The 15,309-nt window shown below is 66.0% G+C and carries 14 protein-coding genes; 6 read left to right on the forward strand and 8 right to left on the reverse strand.

All coding sequences use genetic code 11. The features are described 5' to 3' along the window. Positions 1-164 precede the first annotated feature (164 nt). From G4G28_RS12035 to G4G28_RS12060, 6 genes are all read right to left on the reverse strand, one after another. A complete protein-coding gene (locus tag G4G28_RS12035) occupies positions 165-959 on the reverse strand; it encodes a peptidyl-prolyl cis-trans isomerase (protein WP_182988438.1) in 795 nt (264 codons plus the stop codon). Between the two features lie 79 nt (positions 960-1,038). Next, positions 1,039-1,821, reverse strand: coding sequence for a peptidyl-prolyl cis-trans isomerase (locus G4G28_RS12040; RefSeq protein ID WP_182988439.1), 783 nt, complete (start codon positions 1,819-1,821; stop codon positions 1,039-1,041). A gap of 175 nt (positions 1,822-1,996) precedes the next feature. Further along, positions 1,997-2,287 carry a BolA family transcriptional regulator gene (locus tag G4G28_RS12045; protein ID WP_182988440.1) on the reverse strand — a complete coding sequence of 97 codons (291 nt, stop codon included), beginning with the start codon at positions 2,285-2,287 and terminating at the stop codon, positions 1,997-1,999. Further along, positions 2,284-2,916 (reverse strand): septation protein A, encoded by a 633-nt coding sequence (locus tag G4G28_RS12050; RefSeq protein ID WP_182988441.1) that lies wholly within the window; start codon positions 2,914-2,916, stop codon positions 2,284-2,286. The genes G4G28_RS12045 and G4G28_RS12050 overlap by 4 nt, the downstream gene beginning before the upstream one ends. 33 nt (positions 2,917-2,949) lie before the next feature. Then, positions 2,950-3,345: a peptide-methionine (R)-S-oxide reductase MsrB gene (msrB, locus tag G4G28_RS12055; RefSeq protein WP_182988442.1), complete on the reverse strand. Its 396-nt coding sequence runs from the start codon at positions 3,343-3,345 to the stop codon at positions 2,950-2,952. A gap of 54 nt (positions 3,346-3,399) precedes the next feature. After that, on the reverse strand, positions 3,400-4,806 hold the full coding sequence (locus G4G28_RS12060) for a YdiU family protein (protein ID WP_374011246.1): 1,407 nt from the start codon (positions 4,804-4,806) through the stop codon (positions 3,400-3,402). A gap of 284 nt (positions 4,807-5,090) precedes the next feature. On the opposite strand from G4G28_RS12060, the gene G4G28_RS12065 reads away from it, so the two are divergent. Beyond that, the gene (locus G4G28_RS12065; RefSeq protein ID WP_182988444.1) at positions 5,091-6,743 is read left to right on the forward strand and encodes a 3-(methylthio)propionyl-CoA ligase; all 1,653 of its coding nucleotides are present in this window, start codon (positions 5,091-5,093) and stop codon (positions 6,741-6,743) included. Positions 6,744-6,799: 56 nt separating this feature from the next. On the opposite strand, the gene G4G28_RS12070 is transcribed toward G4G28_RS12065, so the two are convergent. Beyond that, positions 6,800-7,585 carry a hypothetical protein gene (locus G4G28_RS12070; protein WP_229508049.1) on the reverse strand — a complete coding sequence of 262 codons (786 nt, stop codon included), beginning with the start codon at positions 7,583-7,585 and terminating at the stop codon, positions 6,800-6,802. Positions 7,586-7,805: 220 nt separating this feature from the next. Between G4G28_RS12070 and G4G28_RS12075 the strand changes: the two genes are divergently transcribed. The 5 genes from G4G28_RS12075 to G4G28_RS12095 all read left to right on the forward strand — a co-directional run bounded on the left by G4G28_RS12075 (position 7,806) and on the right by G4G28_RS12095 (position 13,353). Beyond that, complete coding sequence (locus tag G4G28_RS12075) at positions 7,806-9,893, forward strand: 3-hydroxyacyl-CoA dehydrogenase NAD-binding domain-containing protein (RefSeq protein WP_183108412.1); 2,088 nt, start codon at positions 7,806-7,808, stop codon at positions 9,891-9,893. A gap of 283 nt (positions 9,894-10,176) precedes the next feature. Beyond that, on the forward strand, positions 10,177-10,668 hold the full coding sequence (locus tag G4G28_RS28285; protein WP_308602351.1) for a hypothetical protein: 492 nt from the start codon (positions 10,177-10,179) through the stop codon (positions 10,666-10,668). A gap of 2 nt (positions 10,669-10,670) precedes the next feature. Beyond that, complete coding sequence (locus G4G28_RS28290) at positions 10,671-11,414, forward strand: MFS transporter (RefSeq protein ID WP_308602353.1); 744 nt, start codon at positions 10,671-10,673, stop codon at positions 11,412-11,414. Beyond that, positions 11,411-12,748, forward strand: coding sequence for a PAS domain-containing protein (locus G4G28_RS28295; protein WP_308602357.1), 1,338 nt, complete (start codon positions 11,411-11,413; stop codon positions 12,746-12,748). The genes G4G28_RS28290 and G4G28_RS28295 overlap by 4 nt, the downstream gene beginning before the upstream one ends. Next, entirely contained in the window at positions 12,661-13,353 is a 693-nt protein-coding gene (locus G4G28_RS12095) for a sensor histidine kinase KdpD (protein WP_183108414.1), read from the forward strand. The genes G4G28_RS28295 and G4G28_RS12095 overlap by 88 nt, the downstream gene beginning before the upstream one ends. Here G4G28_RS12095 and G4G28_RS12100 read toward each other — a convergent pair. Beyond that, the gene (locus tag G4G28_RS12100; RefSeq protein ID WP_229425033.1) at positions 13,338-15,038 is read right to left on the reverse strand and encodes an MFS transporter; all 1,701 of its coding nucleotides are present in this window, start codon (positions 15,036-15,038) and stop codon (positions 13,338-13,340) included. The genes G4G28_RS12095 and G4G28_RS12100 overlap by 16 nt on opposite strands. Positions 15,039-15,309: the final 271 nt, after the last annotated feature.

A 15,309-nucleotide genomic window follows, 5' to 3' on the forward strand; every position in this document is an offset into this window, starting at 1 on the left:
CGCCTGGACATTGCAAGCAAGGGAAGGGTGCCGCTGCCCGGTACGATGCGCAGTGCCGGGCGAGGGCCCGCTGCGGACGTAAAAAAGGCGCTTCCGGGGAAGCGCCTTCGTTCCGGTGGCACGGTGCGGAAGATCCGCGCGTCGCCGCCGCCGGGCCCGCGTGATTACTGAATCTTGGCCTTCTTCATCAGCGACTGCTGGAATTCTGCCACTTTACGCTGCGCCACCTGTTCGCCGAGCTGACGCTTGACCTGTTCGAGCGGCGGCAGGGTCGGCACGCGGCTGTCTTCCAGCTTGATCACGTGGTAGCCGTGTTCGGTCTTCACCGGCGTGTCGGTGATCGCGCCTTTTTGCAGCGCAAACAGCGCCTTGTTGAATTCCGCCGCGAAAGGACGCACGTCGACCCAGCCACCGCTCTGCGGCGAACCCAGGTCGCCGCCCTGGGCTGCGGAGCCCTTGTCCTTGCTCTGCTTGGCCAGTTCCTCGAAACGGGCGCCGCCCTTGAGCTTCGCGATGATGGCCTTGGCATCGGCTTCGTTTTCGACCAGGATATGGCGCACGCGATATTCCTTCTCAGGCGCACCGGCCTTGATCCGGTCGTACGCGGCCTTGATCTCGGCGTCCTTGACCGGATTCTTCTTCAGGAAGTCGCTCACCATTGCGTCGAACATGATCTTCAGGCGCATGTTCTCCAGGGCAGACTTCACATCAGGGCGGGTAGCCAGTTTCTGCTTCTCGGCTTCCTGTATCAGTACTTCGGCGCTGATCAGGTCCTGCTTGATCGCCTGGCGCACTTGCGGCGAGTCTTCGGCACCCGAAGCGACTGCGCGCTTGACTTCCTGATCCAGCCGCGATGCCGGGATCGGCTTGCCATTGACGGTCGCGACATTTTGCGCGAATACGGGCGCAGCCAGCATGACGGTCATGGCGAGCAGGAGGCGGGTTGGCTTCAACATCATCGTTCAGATCCTATAAAAACTCAAAAGTTGCCCGAGGGCGAGGCTCCCGGCACCGCGAAGATGCCGGCAGACATTAATTTTACTGCACCTTTGCCTTCTTGATCAGCTCGCCGTAGTAGGCAGCGACTTTCTGCTGCACCAGCTGGTTGCCAAGTTCCTGCTGCTTTTCCTCGAACTTGCGCACCACGGTCGGGCGCGAGTCGTCGACCTTGAACACATGGAAGCCATAGGGGCCGCGTACGGGCGTATCGAGGAAGCCGCCTTTTGGCAGCTTGGCCATCGCGGCAGCGGTTTCAGGTGGAAGGAAGCTGCTTTCCTGCCAGTCGAGATCGCCGCCTTTGCCGGCAGTGCCGGTATCCTTGCTTTGCTTGACGAGGTCCTCGAATTTCGCGCCGCCCTTGAGCTTGGCGATGACGGCCTTGGCTTCGTCTTCGGTGGCGAGCAGGATATGACGGAGGTGGAAATCCTTCGATGCCGCCGTTTCTTTCGCGTAACGGTCGTAGGCTGCCTTGACATCGGCCTCGGAGACCGGATTCTTCGTCAGGTAGTCGCGTCCGAGCGCCTGGATGAGAATCGCGCGGCGCGCGTCGTCGACTGCGGCCTTGACCTGGGGCTTCTTGTCGTAGCCGCCCTTGAGCGCTTCCTGCATGACCACTTCGCGGAAGATCAGCTGTTGCTTGATGTCTTCGCGCAGTTCCGGGCTGTCCGGGGCGCGGCCGCCGGCCACGATCTGCTTGACGGCTTCCTCGACGCGGGCGCTCGGGATGGCCTTGCCGTTGACAACGGCAGCGTTCTGGGCAAATGCGGGTGCTGCGACCACAGCGGTCAGGGCTAACAGCAGGCTGGCTGGCTTCAAAGTCATTATGTGTTCCTGTGGAGGAGTTGCTAAGTTACGTGTTAATTATTGTGTAGAGCAATTCGATTGTGCGACAGAATTCTTAAGCGAGCCTGATAGAGGCGCACCGGCGGCAAGGCAGCCGTGCCGCTTGCCGCCGACTGCGCGCCTCGATCATCCCGCCTGCGCTTTCGAACCGGCCTCAGTCCAGTTCCGAAGGCGCCAGCGCCGTGATCGCAAGCGCATGGATCTCGGCTGCCATCATATCGGCCACGGCATCATACACCAGACGATGTCGCATGACGAGCCTCTGGCCGGCGAAGCGGTCGGACACGATCTTGACGCTGTAATGGCCCCCGCCCGAGGCAGCGCCGGCATGGCCCGCGTGCAGGTGGGAATCGTCGCCGACCTCGAGCAGGGTGGGCGCGAGCGCCGCCTGCAGGCGTTCGCGGATGCGTGCGGGACGAGAGTCGACAGAAATGTCCGGGTTCATGCTTCCTCCTGCGGAACGTGTTTGACGAGCAGCAGCGAGAGTGCCACCGTGAAGATGAAGAAGATCGCGGTCATGCCGTACATCTTGAAGTTGACCCAGGCATTGGTGTCGTCCTTCAGGACCACGAAGGCCATCAGGAGGTTGAGCGCGCCCAGCAGGATGAAGAAGCCGATCCAGATGAAGCCGACGCGCGGCCACAGCGCGTCCGGCAGGGGCAGGGCTTCTTCCATGGCCTTGCGCATCAGGTTCTTGCCGAAGAAAACCTGGCTGACGAACAGGATCACGGCCGAGGCCCAGTACAGGATGGTGGGCTTCCACAGCATGAAGGTCTTGTCGTGGAAATAGATGGTGGCACCGCCGAAGACGACGATGACGACGAAGGAGACCCAGAGCATGCCATCGACCTTGCGCCGGCGCGCCACCAGGTAGCCGATCTGCAGGACGGTGGCGAGGATGCCGACGGCGGTGGCCAGCATGATGGCGGCCTGGTCGGCGGCGACGGTACCCCCCGATACCAGGCCGCCCAGGTATTGCTGCACGAGCGCGGCGGCGGCCGCCTCGTTTCCGTTCCCCCATTTATAGGCGATGAAGAAGAGAATCAGGGGAAAAAGGTCGAACAGGAATTTCATGTCGCTCCAGGTGCGGGCAAATAAAGTGGGAAATCAGATTGCCTCGAACCGCAGCGCGGCCGAGTTGATGCAGTAGCGCAGCCCGGTCGGCGGCGGGCCGTCGGGGAACACGTGGCCGAGATGGGCGTCGCAGACGGCGCAGATGATCTCGGTGCGCACCATGCCGTGGGTACGGTCGGTCTTTTCGATCACGTTCTCGGGGTCGAGCGCCTTGAAATAGCTGGGCCAGCCGCAGCCGGACTCGAACTTGGCGTCCGACTCGAACAGGGGCGTATCGCAGCAGACGCAGCGATAAATGCCGTGCTCGTGGTGGTCCCAGAACTTGCCGGTGAAGGCGCGTTCGGTGGCCGCATGGCGCGTTACCTGGTATTCCATCGGGTCGAGCTGGGCACGCCACTCGGCGTCGGTCTTGGTCAGTTTTTCGGTCATGATGGTTTTTCCTGAATGATTCAATCGAGCGGCTCACGGCGCACGAAGCAGGGCTCACGAAGAGCAGCTTACCTCGAGGTGCGTAGCCCAGTCCGGCGGCAGCGCGGCGTAGGCCTCGCGCCCCGGCTGCTCGTCGAACGGTTGTTCCAGCACGGCGAGCAAGTCGCGCACGCCGGTATAGTCGCCGTTCTGCGCCTGTTCGATGGCTTGCTGGGCCAGATAGTTTCGCAGAACGTACTTGGGATTGACGCGGTTCATGGCCTCGCGCCGGCTTGCATCCTGGCTGTTTTCCTGGCGCAGGCGTTCGCGGTAGCGCAGCGCCCATTCGTCGAAGGCGGGGCGGTCGATGAACAGGTCGCGCAGGGGCGCGTCGCTCTGGGCAAGGTCACCGTCGGGCGCGATGCGCAGGTCTCCCAGGCGCCGGAACAGCTGCGTGAAGTCGACGTGGCTCGCCTGCATGATGGTGAACAGGCTGTCGAAGAGAAGCCGGTCGCCTTCCTGATGCGTTGCCAGGCCCAGCTTGGCATGCAGGCGCTCGTCCAGGGCACGCTCGAATTCCGGCATGTAGACGTCGAGCGCGTCCTGGGCAGCGTCGACGCTGTCGATCAGCGGCAGCAGGGCATTGCCCAGCGCATAGCAGTTCCAGTGGCCCACCGGCACCTGGTTGGCATACGAATAGCGCCCGCCCTGGTCGGTGTGGTTGCAGATGTGGTTGACATCGAAAGCTTCCATGAAGCCGAAGGGGCCATAGTCGAGCGTCAGGCCGAGGATGGACATATTGTCGGTGTTCATCACGCCATGCATGAAGCCGACCGACTGCCAGCCGGCGATCATGCGCGCCGTGCGGCGGGTGACTTCCTTCAACAGCGCGGCATAGGGATTGGCATCAAGACGCAGCGCCGGATAGAAGGTCGCGATGACGTAGTCGGCCAGCTGGCGCAATTGCTCAGGCTGGTCGCGGTAGTGCCAGTGCTCGAAGGAGCCGAAGCGCACAAAACTGGGCGCCATGCGCGTGACCACGGCAGCCGATTCGACCGACTCGCGCATCACGCGCTGGTTCGATCCCGTCACCACCAGCGCACGCGTCGTCGGGATGCCGAGCGCGGCCATCGCTTCGGAACAGAGGAATTCGCGGATCGAGGAACGCAGCACGGCGCGGCCATCTCCCATGCGCGAATACGGGGTCTTGCCGGCGCCTTTCAGCTGCAGTTCCATGCGCCCCTCGGGGCCGTCGAGGTCGCCGATCAGGATGGCGCGGCCGTCGCCGAGCTGGCCAGCCCAGACGCCGAACTGGTGGCCCGAATACACGGCCGACAGCGGCAGCGATCCGCTCGGCACCCGGTTGCCGGTAAAGGCGGCCACGTAATCCTCGCGCTCGAGCAGCTGCGGATCGATGCCCACGAGCGCGGCCGCGCGGCTGCTGGCGGCCACGAAATAGGGCGCGGACAGCGGCGTCGGCATCAGGCGCGTGTAGAACGCGGGCGGCAGCTCGGCAAACGCGTTGCCGAATGGGAGTTCGTCGGGCGTAATGGCAGCTCCAGTCAGGGTAGATATGGCTTGGACAGCGATTCTACCGTACCGGGCCAATTCTATCGGCGCACGCCTGCAGCGCAACCGCGCTTGCACCCGGTAAGCGAAGGCCTGGGCGATCATGCTGCACTGCGACATCGAAACATGTTGACGCGCTGCATTACGGCGTTTCACACTCGTTGCGACAGTTGACAATTCGATTACAGGAGACCTCCATGACGCCGTATCCGCAGAGCCCCGTGATGGGCCAGATGATGGACCAGCCCCTGCTCATTTCCAGCATCATCAGCTTCGCCGCGCGCCACTACGGCAACGGCGAGATCGTGTCGCGCCGCGTCGAAGGCGACATGCACCGCTACACCTACCGCGACTGCGAAGCGCGTGCGCGCCGCATGGCGAATTGCCTGCAAGGCCTGGGCGTGGCCATGGGCGACCGCGTCGCCACGCTGGCCTGGAACGGCTACCGCCACATGGAGCTGTATTACGCCGTCTCGGGTTCGGGCGCCGTGCTCCACACGATCAACCCACGCCTGCACCCGGAGCAGATCGCCTACATCGTCAACCATGCCGAGGACCAGTACCTGTTCTTCGACCTGACTTTCCTGCCGCTGATCGAAGCGGTGGCGCCGCACTGCAGGAGCGTGAAGAGTTTCGTCCTGATGAGCGACCGTGCCCACATGCCGGCGGAAACAAAAATCCCGAGCCTGCTGTGCTACGAAGACCTGGTCGCCTCGAGCAGCGACGATTACGCCTGGCCGCAGTTCGACGAGAACTCGGCCGCCTCGCTCTGCTACACCTCGGGCACGACCGGCAACCCGAAGGGTGCGCTGTATTCGCACCGCTCGACCATCCTGCATGCCTATGCCTCCTCGATGCCGGGTGCGCTGAACGTGTCCTCGCGCGACGTCGTCGTGCCGGTGGTGCCGATGTTCCATGTGAATGCCTGGGGCCTGCCGTATTCGGTGCCGCTGTCCGGCGCCAAGATGGTGTTCCCGGGCGCGGCCCTGGACGGCAAGTCGCTCTACGAGCTGTTCGAGGAGGAAAAAGTGACCTTCTCGGCCGGTGTGCCGACGGTCTGGCTGGGCCTGATCAACCACGCGCTGCAGAACAATCTGCGGTTCTCGACCTTCCGCCGCACGGTGATTGGCGGCTCGGCCTGCCCGCCGGCCATGATGGATACGCTGATCGACAAGCTCGACGTGCACGTCATCCACGGCTGGGGCATGACGGAAATGTCGCCGCTCGGCACCACTGGTGGCCTGCAATCCAAGCACCTGGCCATGTCGAAGGAAGCGCAGCGCAAGATCCTGCAGAAGCAGGGCCACGCCATTTTCGGTGTCGACATGAAGATCGTGGACGACGACGGCAAGGAGCTTCCCTGGGACGGCCAGACCTATGGACACCTGTATGTAAAAGGGCCGTGGATCGTCTCGGGCTACTTCCGCGGCGAGGGCGGCGATGTGCTGCAGGACGGCTGGTTCCCGACAGGCGACGTCGCCACCATCGACGCCGACGGCTACATGCAGATCACCGACCGCAGCAAGGACGTCATCAAATCCGGCGGCGAGTGGATCGGCAGCATCGACATCGAGAATATCGCGATGGCGCACCCGGCCGTGCTGCAGGCGGCCTGCATTGGCGTGGCGCACCCGAAATGGGACGAGCGGCCGATGCTGGTGGTGGTGCGCCGTCCGGGCCAGGAAGTCACGCGCGAGGAGCTGCTCGCCTTCTTCGAAGGGAAGATCGCGAAATGGTGGCTGCCGGACGACGTCGTGTTCACCGAGGCGCTGCCGATGGGCGCGACCGGCAAGATCCAGAAGAACCGGCTGCGCGAGCAGTATCGCGAGCACAGGCTGCCGACGGCGTGACCGCGGGCTGATAGCGCGACCTGGCGCCGCCGGCTGTGGCGGCCAGGCGTGGGGCGTCAATGCCGAACGGACTCGAGCGGCAACAGGTGGCGGAAGGTCGGCTCGATCCCGCGTGCATGCAAGTGGCGCACGATATCTTCCAGGGTGGCGTCGCGCAGCAGCAGGCTGTCGTTCGGGCTTGCCCCCAGGAGCGGCCTGCGTCGGGAAGGACGCGGCCTTCGGCTCCGGCGCGCTCGTCGCCGCGATGGCCGGCCCCGGGCGCGCAGCGCACCCTCGAACTGCGCGGGGGCGATGCATTCGAGGCCCTCCGGAAAGCGGCCTGCGCGCTTGGGGGCGGCGCCATCTCCAGTCCCGTGTCGTCGATGAAGGAAGCGCCCATGCCGGGATGGATAAAGGCGGCCCAGCGCCCGTTCGCCGTGTTCAGGCAGGGCGGCAGTTCGACCGGCGCGGCGGCGGCGCCGGGCGCGACGACGATCCGGAAGCACGCTGTCGCGCAGTCCTTCGAGGAAGGCCTGCGCAGCCTCGAGCGTGACCGGTGCGGCCAGCGATAGCCACAGGCGAAATCCTCCGTTGGCGGAAATGCTGACCGCCGGCGCGGGGAAATCGTACCGCGCTTGCAGCAGGTTGGCCGCTTCGCACAAACGGCGCCAGTGCGCACCGGCGTCGCCGGCGCGGTCGTCGGCCCTGTTGCGCGCGAACGGCAGGACGATGGCACGCGTGCGGTCGGCCTCGTGCAGGGCCAGGGGCTCGCCATGGGCTCCGGCAATGCGTGGACCGAGCAGCGCGGCCGACAGGCCGGCCGGGAAGTACAAGCGCATCAGTTCGTGAATCAGTTTTTCCATCATGGTCCTCGTTGGCACTTCGCAGCCGTTCCGCCGGCCAGGCAGGAGCGCGCCGTCGTGTGACGGGCGGCGCCTGCACGCTAACCCGGTATTCTGGCACAGCGCCTGCCTATCGTGTGGGGTACCCGGTCAGCCGCCGCCTCGGGTGAAGGAAATAAGACGATCGTACTTTTTTCGGTTATAGTTGAAAGAGCCAACCCAACTACTACAAGGAAGAGACATGAGCGCAGACTACGTCGTGCATGGCAGCGTTGCCGTCGTCACCCTGAACAATCCGCCGGTCAACGGCCTGGGTCTCGTGACCCGTACGGCGGCGGTCGAGGCCCTGCGCCGCGCCGAGAGCGACGAGGCCGTGAAAGCCATCGTCATCACGGGCGCCGGCAAGGTGTTTTCGGGCGGCGCGGACATCCGCGAATTCAATTCGCCCAAGGCACTGACCGAGCCGACCCTGCACACCCTGATCGCCACCGCCGAGAATTGCAGCAAACCGGTGGTGGCCGCCATCCACGGCGTCTGCATGGGCGGCGGCCTGGAACTCTCGCTCGGCTGCCACTACCGCGTCGCGCTGCCGGGCGCGCAGATCGGCCTGCCGGAAGTCAAAATTGGGCTGGTGCCGGGCGCCGGCGGTACCCAGCGCCTGCCGCGCGTGGTCGGGCTGGAGCAGGGCCTGAACATGATCGTCTCGGGCAACCCGGTGCTGTCCGAGCAGCTGGCGCAGACTGCGCTGTTCGACAAGGTGTTCGACGCCGGCGCCGACCTGGTGGCATCGAGCGTCTCCTTCGCCGAAGGCATCGCCGACGCCCGTCCGCTCCCCAAAGTGCGCGAGCGCAAAATCGACTACCCGAACCACGAGGCCTTCCTGCAATTCTCGCGCAACACCGTGAAAGCCGCTGCCGGCGCTTTCCCGGCGCCGCTGGCCTGCGTCGAATGCGTGGCCGCCGCCGTCACCGAGAAGTTCGAGGATGGCCTGAAGTTCGAACGCGAGCGCTTCCTGGCGCTGGCCCAGACGACCGAATCGAAAGCCCTGCGCCACGCCTTCTTTGCCGAGCGCGCCGCCAGCAAGGTACCGGACGTGCCGGCCGACACGCCGACGCGCAGCATCGCTTCGGCGGCAGTGATCGGCGCCGGCACCATGGGCGGCGGCATCGCGATGAACTTCGCCAACGCCGGCATTCCTGTCACCATCCTGGAAACGAAGCAGGAAGCGCTCGACAAGGGCCTGGCGACGATCCAGAAGAACTACGAAAACACGGTCAAGAAGGGCAAGCTGAGCCCCGAAAAGGCCGGCCAGCGTATCGGACTGATCAAAGGCACGCTGTCCTATGAGGAGATCGCGCAGGCGGACATCGTCATCGAGGCCGTGTTCGAGGACATCAGCGTGAAGGAAACCGTGTTCCGCCAGCTGGACGCGGTGATGAAGCCGGGCGCGATCCTGGCCTCGAACACCTCGACGCTGGACCTGGACAAGATCGCCGCCTTCACGCAGCGCCCGCAGGACGTCATCGGCCTGCACTTCTTCAGCCCGGCGAACGTGATGAAGCTGCTCGAGATCGTGCGCGGCAAGGAAACCGGCAAGGACGTGCTGGCCACCGCGCTGGCGCTGTCGAAAAAGATCAAGAAGACCGGCGTGGTCTCGGGCGTGTGCGACGGCTTCATCGGCAACCGCATGCTGGAACAATACCTGCGCCAGGCCTTCTTCCTGCTGGAAGAGGGCGTGCTGCCCGAGCAGGTCGACAAGGCGATCGAAAGCTTCGGCTTTGCGATGGGCCCGTTCCGCATGAGCGACCTGGCCGGCAACGACATCGGCTGGTACATCCGCAAGCGCCGCTATGTCGAGTCGCCGGAGATCGAATACTCGAAAGTGCCGGACCTGCTGTGCGAACAGGGCCGCTTCGGCCAGAAGACGGGCGCCGGCTGGTACGACTACAAGCCGGGCGACCGCACCGCCTACCCGGCACCGAGCGTGCACGAACTGATCGCGCAGAACCTGGCCGCTACCGGTGTGGAGCGCCGTACCGTGCCGGAACAGGAGATCGTCGAGCGCCTGGTGTACGCGCTGGTGAACGAGGGCGCGCGCATCCTGGAAGAGGGCATCGCCCTGCGCGCGTCCGACATCGACATGGTCTACCTGACCGGCTACGGCTTCCCGCTGCACCGCGGCGGCCCGATGCTGTATGCGGACACGGTGGGACTGGCGAACGTGCTCGAGCGCATCCGCGGCTTCGCGCGCGGCCGCCATGGCGACGCCTGGCAAGCGGCGCCGCTGCTGGAGCGCCTGGCGGGCGAGGGCAAGGGTTTCAACGGCTGAAGTAGCGGCCGGGGGATGGTGCGGGGCCTCGCTCGCCGCACGGGAAGGCCTGTCGGTGGTGCCGGGCTCCGCCCGCCAGGTCGCCCGCTGTCCGTCGCCCCGCCAGGATAGCCTTGCAAGACGACACGACGCCGCTGGTTTCAGCGGCGTTTTTTTTCGTGGCTCAGGCTGAAGGAAGGGGTTTCAAGGCTGTCCGCCGGGGCGTGTGGAATAAATAAACATTTTGGTTTACTTATTGTCGAGCCGCTTTTAGGATGCTGGTAGTGCTTCCTTCGGACTCGCCATGAAACACGCCTTGCTGATCGCCAGTGCCTGCCTGCTCGCCTTGTTGTCGACCGTCGGTGCTTCGCTGCCGTATCCGATTCTCGCGCCCCTGTTCGGTGCCGGGGGCGCGAACGGCTTGACGGGCTTTCTCGGCCTGCCGCCGGAACTGCTGCTGGGCCTGGCCCTGATGGTCAATCCGCTGGGACTGCTGCTCGGCAGCGCCGTGCTGGGGCCGGTGTCGGACCGCCTCGGGCGCCGCCGGGTGCTGCTGGCAACGGCCATTGGCGGCGCAATCGGCCACGCCCTGACCGCGGCGGCGCTGGCACTCGAGTCCTATCCGCTGTTCCCCGGCGGCGCGCTTCGTCACGGGTTTGCTCGAAGGGAACGGCGCGATCATGCGGGCGATGCTCGCCGAGCGCATCGAGGGGCCCTTGCGCAACCATGCGCTGTCCTGGCTGAACGGCGCCTTCAACCTGGGGCTGGCTGGTCGGGCCACTGCTGGCGGGCCTGACGGTGGATGCCGGCATCACGCTGCCGTTCTACATCGCCGCCGGTGCGCTGGTGCTGGGTGCGGCGCTGGCGGCCCGGGCACTCGAACGCGAGCCCGTGCGGGGCGGGGGCGGCAGCTGGTGGGCGCATGCACGCGAACGCCACGCGCTCACGCTCTTGCGCCAGGCCCCGCTGCGCATGCTGTTCGGCGTGCATTTCGCGTATGCCTGCGGGGTTGCCGCCTTCTACGAATTCTTCCCGCTGTGGCTGGTGGACGTGGGCCGCTACGGCACCCGCGACATCGCTTTCGTGAACATGGGCATGTGCGCACTGATGACCTGCGCCGCGCTGTTTGCCGGCCGGGCCAGCCGCCACGAGCCGCGCCGTAGAGCCGCCGCCCAGGCCGCGCTGGCGGCGCTGGCGATCCTGGCGGTCGGTTTCGGCAGCCTGGGAATCGGCCTGGTCGCGATCGTGCTGTTCGGCCTGCCGCATGCCTACTACAACGCCACCATCCGGGGCTGGGCAGCCGACCAGTTTGCCGCCTACGGGCAGGGCGCAGTCATGGGCTTGCTCTCGACCACCTTTTGCCTGGCCAATATCGTGATGGCGCTCGCGGGCGGGGCGCTCTCGGTGATCGACACGCGCATCGTGCTGGTCGTCGGCGGCTTGCTGGCAATCACGGCGGCGCTGGCGCTGCGGCGCTGGAGCGGCCAGGCGGTCACGGCGCCCGCCAATGCGGCATCCGCCGCCGCTGAGGAGAGACGATGAATACCCATGACCAGGTGCTGATGTTGCTCAAGACCCGCGGGCCGCAGACGGCGCAGGTCCTGGCCAGCCTGCTGGGCCTGACCGCGATGGGCGTACGGCGCCAGCTGGAAGCGGCCGTCGACGCGGGCCTGGTGAGCTACCAGGACAGTCCGGGCAAGGTCGGGCGGCCGGTGCGGCGCTGGCTGCTGACGGAAGCCGGCAATGCGCGCTTCCCCGACCGGCACGCGGAGCTCACGCTGGACCTGATTGCCGGCGTGCGCACGCTGTTCGGCGAATCGGGCCTGGAAAAACTGATTGCCGCGCGCGAGGAAAGCAGCGAGCGCGCCTACCGCGAACGCATCGGCCCCCATGCGACGCTCGACGACAAGGTGGCGGCCCTGGCCGCGGCACGCTCGCTGGAAGGCTATATGGTCCGAGACCGAGCCGCGCATCGACGGCAGTGTGCTCCTGCTCGAGAACCATTGTCCGATTTGCACGGCGGCGCGGGCCTGCCAGCAATTCTGCCGCTCGGAGCTGGAAGTATTCCGCCGCGTTCTCGGCACCGGCGTGAGCGTCGTGCGCATCGAGCACCAGCTCGAGGGCGCGCGCCGCTGCGCCTACCTGGTCAGCGAGCCGCCTGCCTCGCTCCCCTAGGCCAGGCGCAGGCGCCTTGGCTCGCCGCCGGCGGCCATGCCAGATCAGTCACCATGTCAGAGCGACCCCAGATCACTGCGCCGTCGATGCCCGGAGCCCTGCTGCCGGCCCATCTGCCGGCTCGGCTGGACGCGCGCTTTGCCTCCCAGTTCGGCGCCCAGTACGCCGGGCCGTTCGCGGCGGAGGGCGCCGGCACCGATGGCGGGCTGGCACTCTACCGGGCGATTGCCGAACAGTTGCCGCATGGCGCGCTGTTCGCGGTCGACCGCGACCTGCGCTACCTGCTCGCGCGCGGCGCCAGCCTGCGCGAAGCTGGCCACGAGCCGGCCGACTTCGAGGGCCGGCTGCTGCACGAAGCGCTGCCGCCGGAGCTGGTCGCGCACTACGAACCTGACTACCGCAGCCTCCTCGCGGGCATGCCCCTGGAGCGCGAGCATGGCGTCAACGGCCGCGCATTCGCCTCGCAGGGCATCCCGATCGCCGCCAGCGACGGCACGGTGCATGCGGCGCTCGTGGTGTCCTACGATGTTACCGAGCGCCGCCTCGTCGAGAAGCGCCTGGCCCTCCTCGATGCATTCGCCGACGCCCGGGCGTGGCACACGAGGCGGTGGACGTGGAACGCGCCGCCACGGCCATGCTGGAGGAATACCTCGGCGCGGTCTGCTGCCGCATCGCCCACGACCCGTCCCGGCCTTTCGTGATCGGCAAGGCCACGCTGACCCTCGACGATGTCGGTGCGGACAGCCTGACCCGCCTGGCCCAGGCCATCGGCAACATCCCGGCAAATGCGGTCAAGTACACGCCGCCGGCGGGCACCATCCGCGTGCGCGTGGCGCGCGAAGATGGCCACGCGCTGGTGCACGTCGACGACGACGGCCCCGGGATGTCGGCCGGGACGCTGGCGCAGCTGTTCGCGCTGTTCGTGCGCGGCAGCGAGCGTGCCGCGGATGCGCCGGGCCGGCTCGGCGTGGGCATGTGGATCACGCGCCAGCTCGTCGAGGCGCATGGCGGCTCCGTGCGCGCGGCCATGGGCGGCCCCGGCCGGGGAAGCGCGTTCACCATCGTCTTGCCGCTGGCGCCCGGCGCCCGGCGCCTGGGCCGTGCCGGGACGGCGCCTGGACGGCGCCTGGTGAGGTCCGTCCGCGCCGCTGCCCTGTTCAACAGCGACCCGCTTTGCTTCCAGCGTCCGGTACGCATGGCCTGCAAAAGAACATGCCGCCCTCTCGGGCGGCATCGTCATGCGGACGGAGAACGCCGCGCAGCAGCGCCTCCGGGGTGGGGCAGGCCGTCTCAGTCGGCGGCGTAGATGTTGTTGTCTTTCGTTTCGCGGACGAACAGTCCACCGATGACCACCGTAATCAGCGCGATGATGATCGGGTACCACAGGCCATAGTAGATGTTGCCGTTTGCCGCCACCAGCGCGAAGGAAATCGTCGGCAGCAGGCCGCCGAACCAGCCGTTACCGATGTGGTAGGGCAGGGACATCGAGCTGTAGCGGATGCGGGTCGGGAACATCTCGACCAGCATCGCGGCGACCGGACCATAGACCATGGTCACATACAGCACCAGGATGAACAGCAGCAGTACCACCATTGGCTTGTTGATGCGCGCCGGGTCGGCTTTTTCCGGGTAGCCGGCCGTCTTCAGGGCGCCGACGACTTCCTTGTTGAGGGCAGTCTGGCGTGCCTTGTCGGCGGCGACGAAGTCCAGGCCGTCAGGCGTCATGGTCGCGTTGAACGAGCTGATCACCTTGTCGCCCACCTTCACCTGGGCTACCGATCCGGCCGGGGCGTCCACGGTGGTGTAGTTCACCGAGGCGGTGGTCAGCATGCGGGTGGCGATGTCGCAGGACGAGGGAAACTTCTTGGTGCCGGTCGGGTCGACCTGGAAATTGCAGGTGGCCGGGTCGGCGACGACGACGACAGGCGAGTTGTTGATGGCGGCCTCGAGCGCCGGGTTGCCGTAGTGGGTGATCGCCTTGAAGATCGGGAAGTAGGTCGCGGCGGCGATCACGCAGCCGCCGAGGATGATCCACTTGCGGCCGATTCTGTCGGACAGCGAGCCGAAGATCAGGAAGAAGGGCGTGGCCAAGGCCAGCGCGATGGCGATCAGGATGTTGGCGGTAGGGCCGTCGATCTTCAGGATCTTCTCGAGGAAGAACAGGGCATAGAACTGGCCCGTGTACCAGACCACGGCCTGGCCCATCGTCAGGCCGAACAGGGCCAGGATGACGATTTTCGCGTTCTTCCAGTTGAGGAAGGCTTCCGACAGCGGCGCCTTCGAGGTCTTGCCCTCGGCTTTCATCTTGGCGAACGCGGGCGACTCGGCCATCGACATCCGGATCCAGACGGAGACGCCCAGCAGGATCACCGACAGCAGGAAGGGAATGCGCCAGCCCCAGGCCGTGAAGGCTTCTTCGCCGACGGCGGTGCGGGTGCCCAGGATGACGAGCAGCGACAGGAACAGGCCCATGGTGGCGGTGGTCTGGATCCAGGCGGTGAAGGCGCCGCGCTTGCCCTCGGGAGCGTGCTCGGCCACATAGGTGGCTGCGCCGCCGTATTCGCCGCCCAGCGCCAGGCCCTGGAGGATGCGCAGGGTGACGAGGATGATCGGCGCCGCGATGCCGATCGAGGCATGGCCCGGCAGCAGGCCGACGATGAAGGTCGAGCCGCCCATGATGAGGATGGTGACCAGGAAGGTGTACTTGCGGCCGATCATGTCGCCGAGGCGGCCGAACACGAGCGCGCCGAAGGGGCGCACGATGAAGCCGGCGGCAAAGGTGAGCAGGGCGAAGATGAAGGAGGTCGTGGGGTCGCCGAGGAAGAACTGCTTGCCGATGATGGCGGCGAGCGAACCGTAGAGGTAGAAGTCGTACCATTCGAAAACGGTGCCGAGGGAAGAGGCGAAGATGACCTTGCGTTCCTCTTTCGTCATTCCCGAGGAGGCAGGCGCCGCCTTGCCCCCCGCGGCCATGCCGGGTGTGATAGCCATGTGTGTGTCTCCGTATAGTCTAGTTTATGTCGTCGGATAGCCGCTCCACGCCCATGCAGGGCGAGTAGTTGGCTCGGACGCAGTGTGGACCGTTAAACTTACGTCATGCTTGCTCCAAACTTACCCGAAACTTACTGACCCTTGCCACGACGGGTTGCGCGCGCACGCCGTCTTTCACGCTACAGGTTTCGACAGCGTCCTCCACCGGAAAATCCCGGACGCATATGAGCGGGCGCAAGCGCCAGGTTTTGCGAACGACCGTTCTTATCTT

The organism is Massilia sp. Dwa41.01b (genome assembly GCF_014171775.1).
Taxonomy (GTDB): Bacteria; Pseudomonadota; Gammaproteobacteria; order Burkholderiales; family Burkholderiaceae_D; genus Telluria.

What these genes read in the sequence shown, in the direction of transcription:
- G4G28_RS12035 (WP_182988438.1), bottom strand. Translation starts at nt 959, where the DNA reads ATGATGTTGAAGCCAACCCGCCTCCTGCTCGCCATGACCGTCATGCTG.
- G4G28_RS12040 (WP_182988439.1), bottom strand. Translation starts at nt 1,821, where the DNA reads ATGACTTTGAAGCCAGCCAGCCTGCTGTTAGCCCTGACCGCTGTGGTC.
- G4G28_RS12045 (WP_182988440.1), bottom strand. Translation starts at nt 2,287, where the DNA reads ATGAACCCGGACATTTCTGTCGACTCTCGTCCCGCACGCATCCGCGAA.
- G4G28_RS12050 (WP_182988441.1), bottom strand. Translation starts at nt 2,916, where the DNA reads ATGAAATTCCTGTTCGACCTTTTTCCCCTGATTCTCTTCTTCATCGCC.
- msrB (WP_182988442.1), bottom strand. Translation starts at nt 3,345, where the DNA reads ATGACCGAAAAACTGACCAAGACCGACGCCGAGTGGCGTGCCCAGCTC.
- G4G28_RS12060 (WP_374011246.1), bottom strand. Translation starts at nt 4,806, where the DNA reads ATGCCGACGCCGCTGTCCGCGCCCTATTTCGTGGCCGCCAGCAGCCGC.
- G4G28_RS12065 (WP_182988444.1), top strand. Translation starts at nt 5,091, where the DNA reads ATGACGCCGTATCCGCAGAGCCCCGTGATGGGCCAGATGATGGACCAG.
- G4G28_RS12070 (WP_229508049.1), bottom strand. Translation starts at nt 7,585, where the DNA reads ATGGAAAAACTGATTCACGAACTGATGCGCTTGTACTTCCCGGCCGGC.
- G4G28_RS12075 (WP_183108412.1), top strand. Translation starts at nt 7,806, where the DNA reads ATGAGCGCAGACTACGTCGTGCATGGCAGCGTTGCCGTCGTCACCCTG.
- G4G28_RS28285 (WP_308602351.1), top strand. Translation starts at nt 10,177, where the DNA reads ATGAAACACGCCTTGCTGATCGCCAGTGCCTGCCTGCTCGCCTTGTTG.
- G4G28_RS28295 (WP_308602357.1), top strand. Translation starts at nt 11,411, where the DNA reads ATGAATACCCATGACCAGGTGCTGATGTTGCTCAAGACCCGCGGGCCG.
- G4G28_RS12100 (WP_229425033.1), bottom strand. Translation starts at nt 15,038, where the DNA reads ATGGCTATCACACCCGGCATGGCCGCGGGGGGCAAGGCGGCGCCTGCC.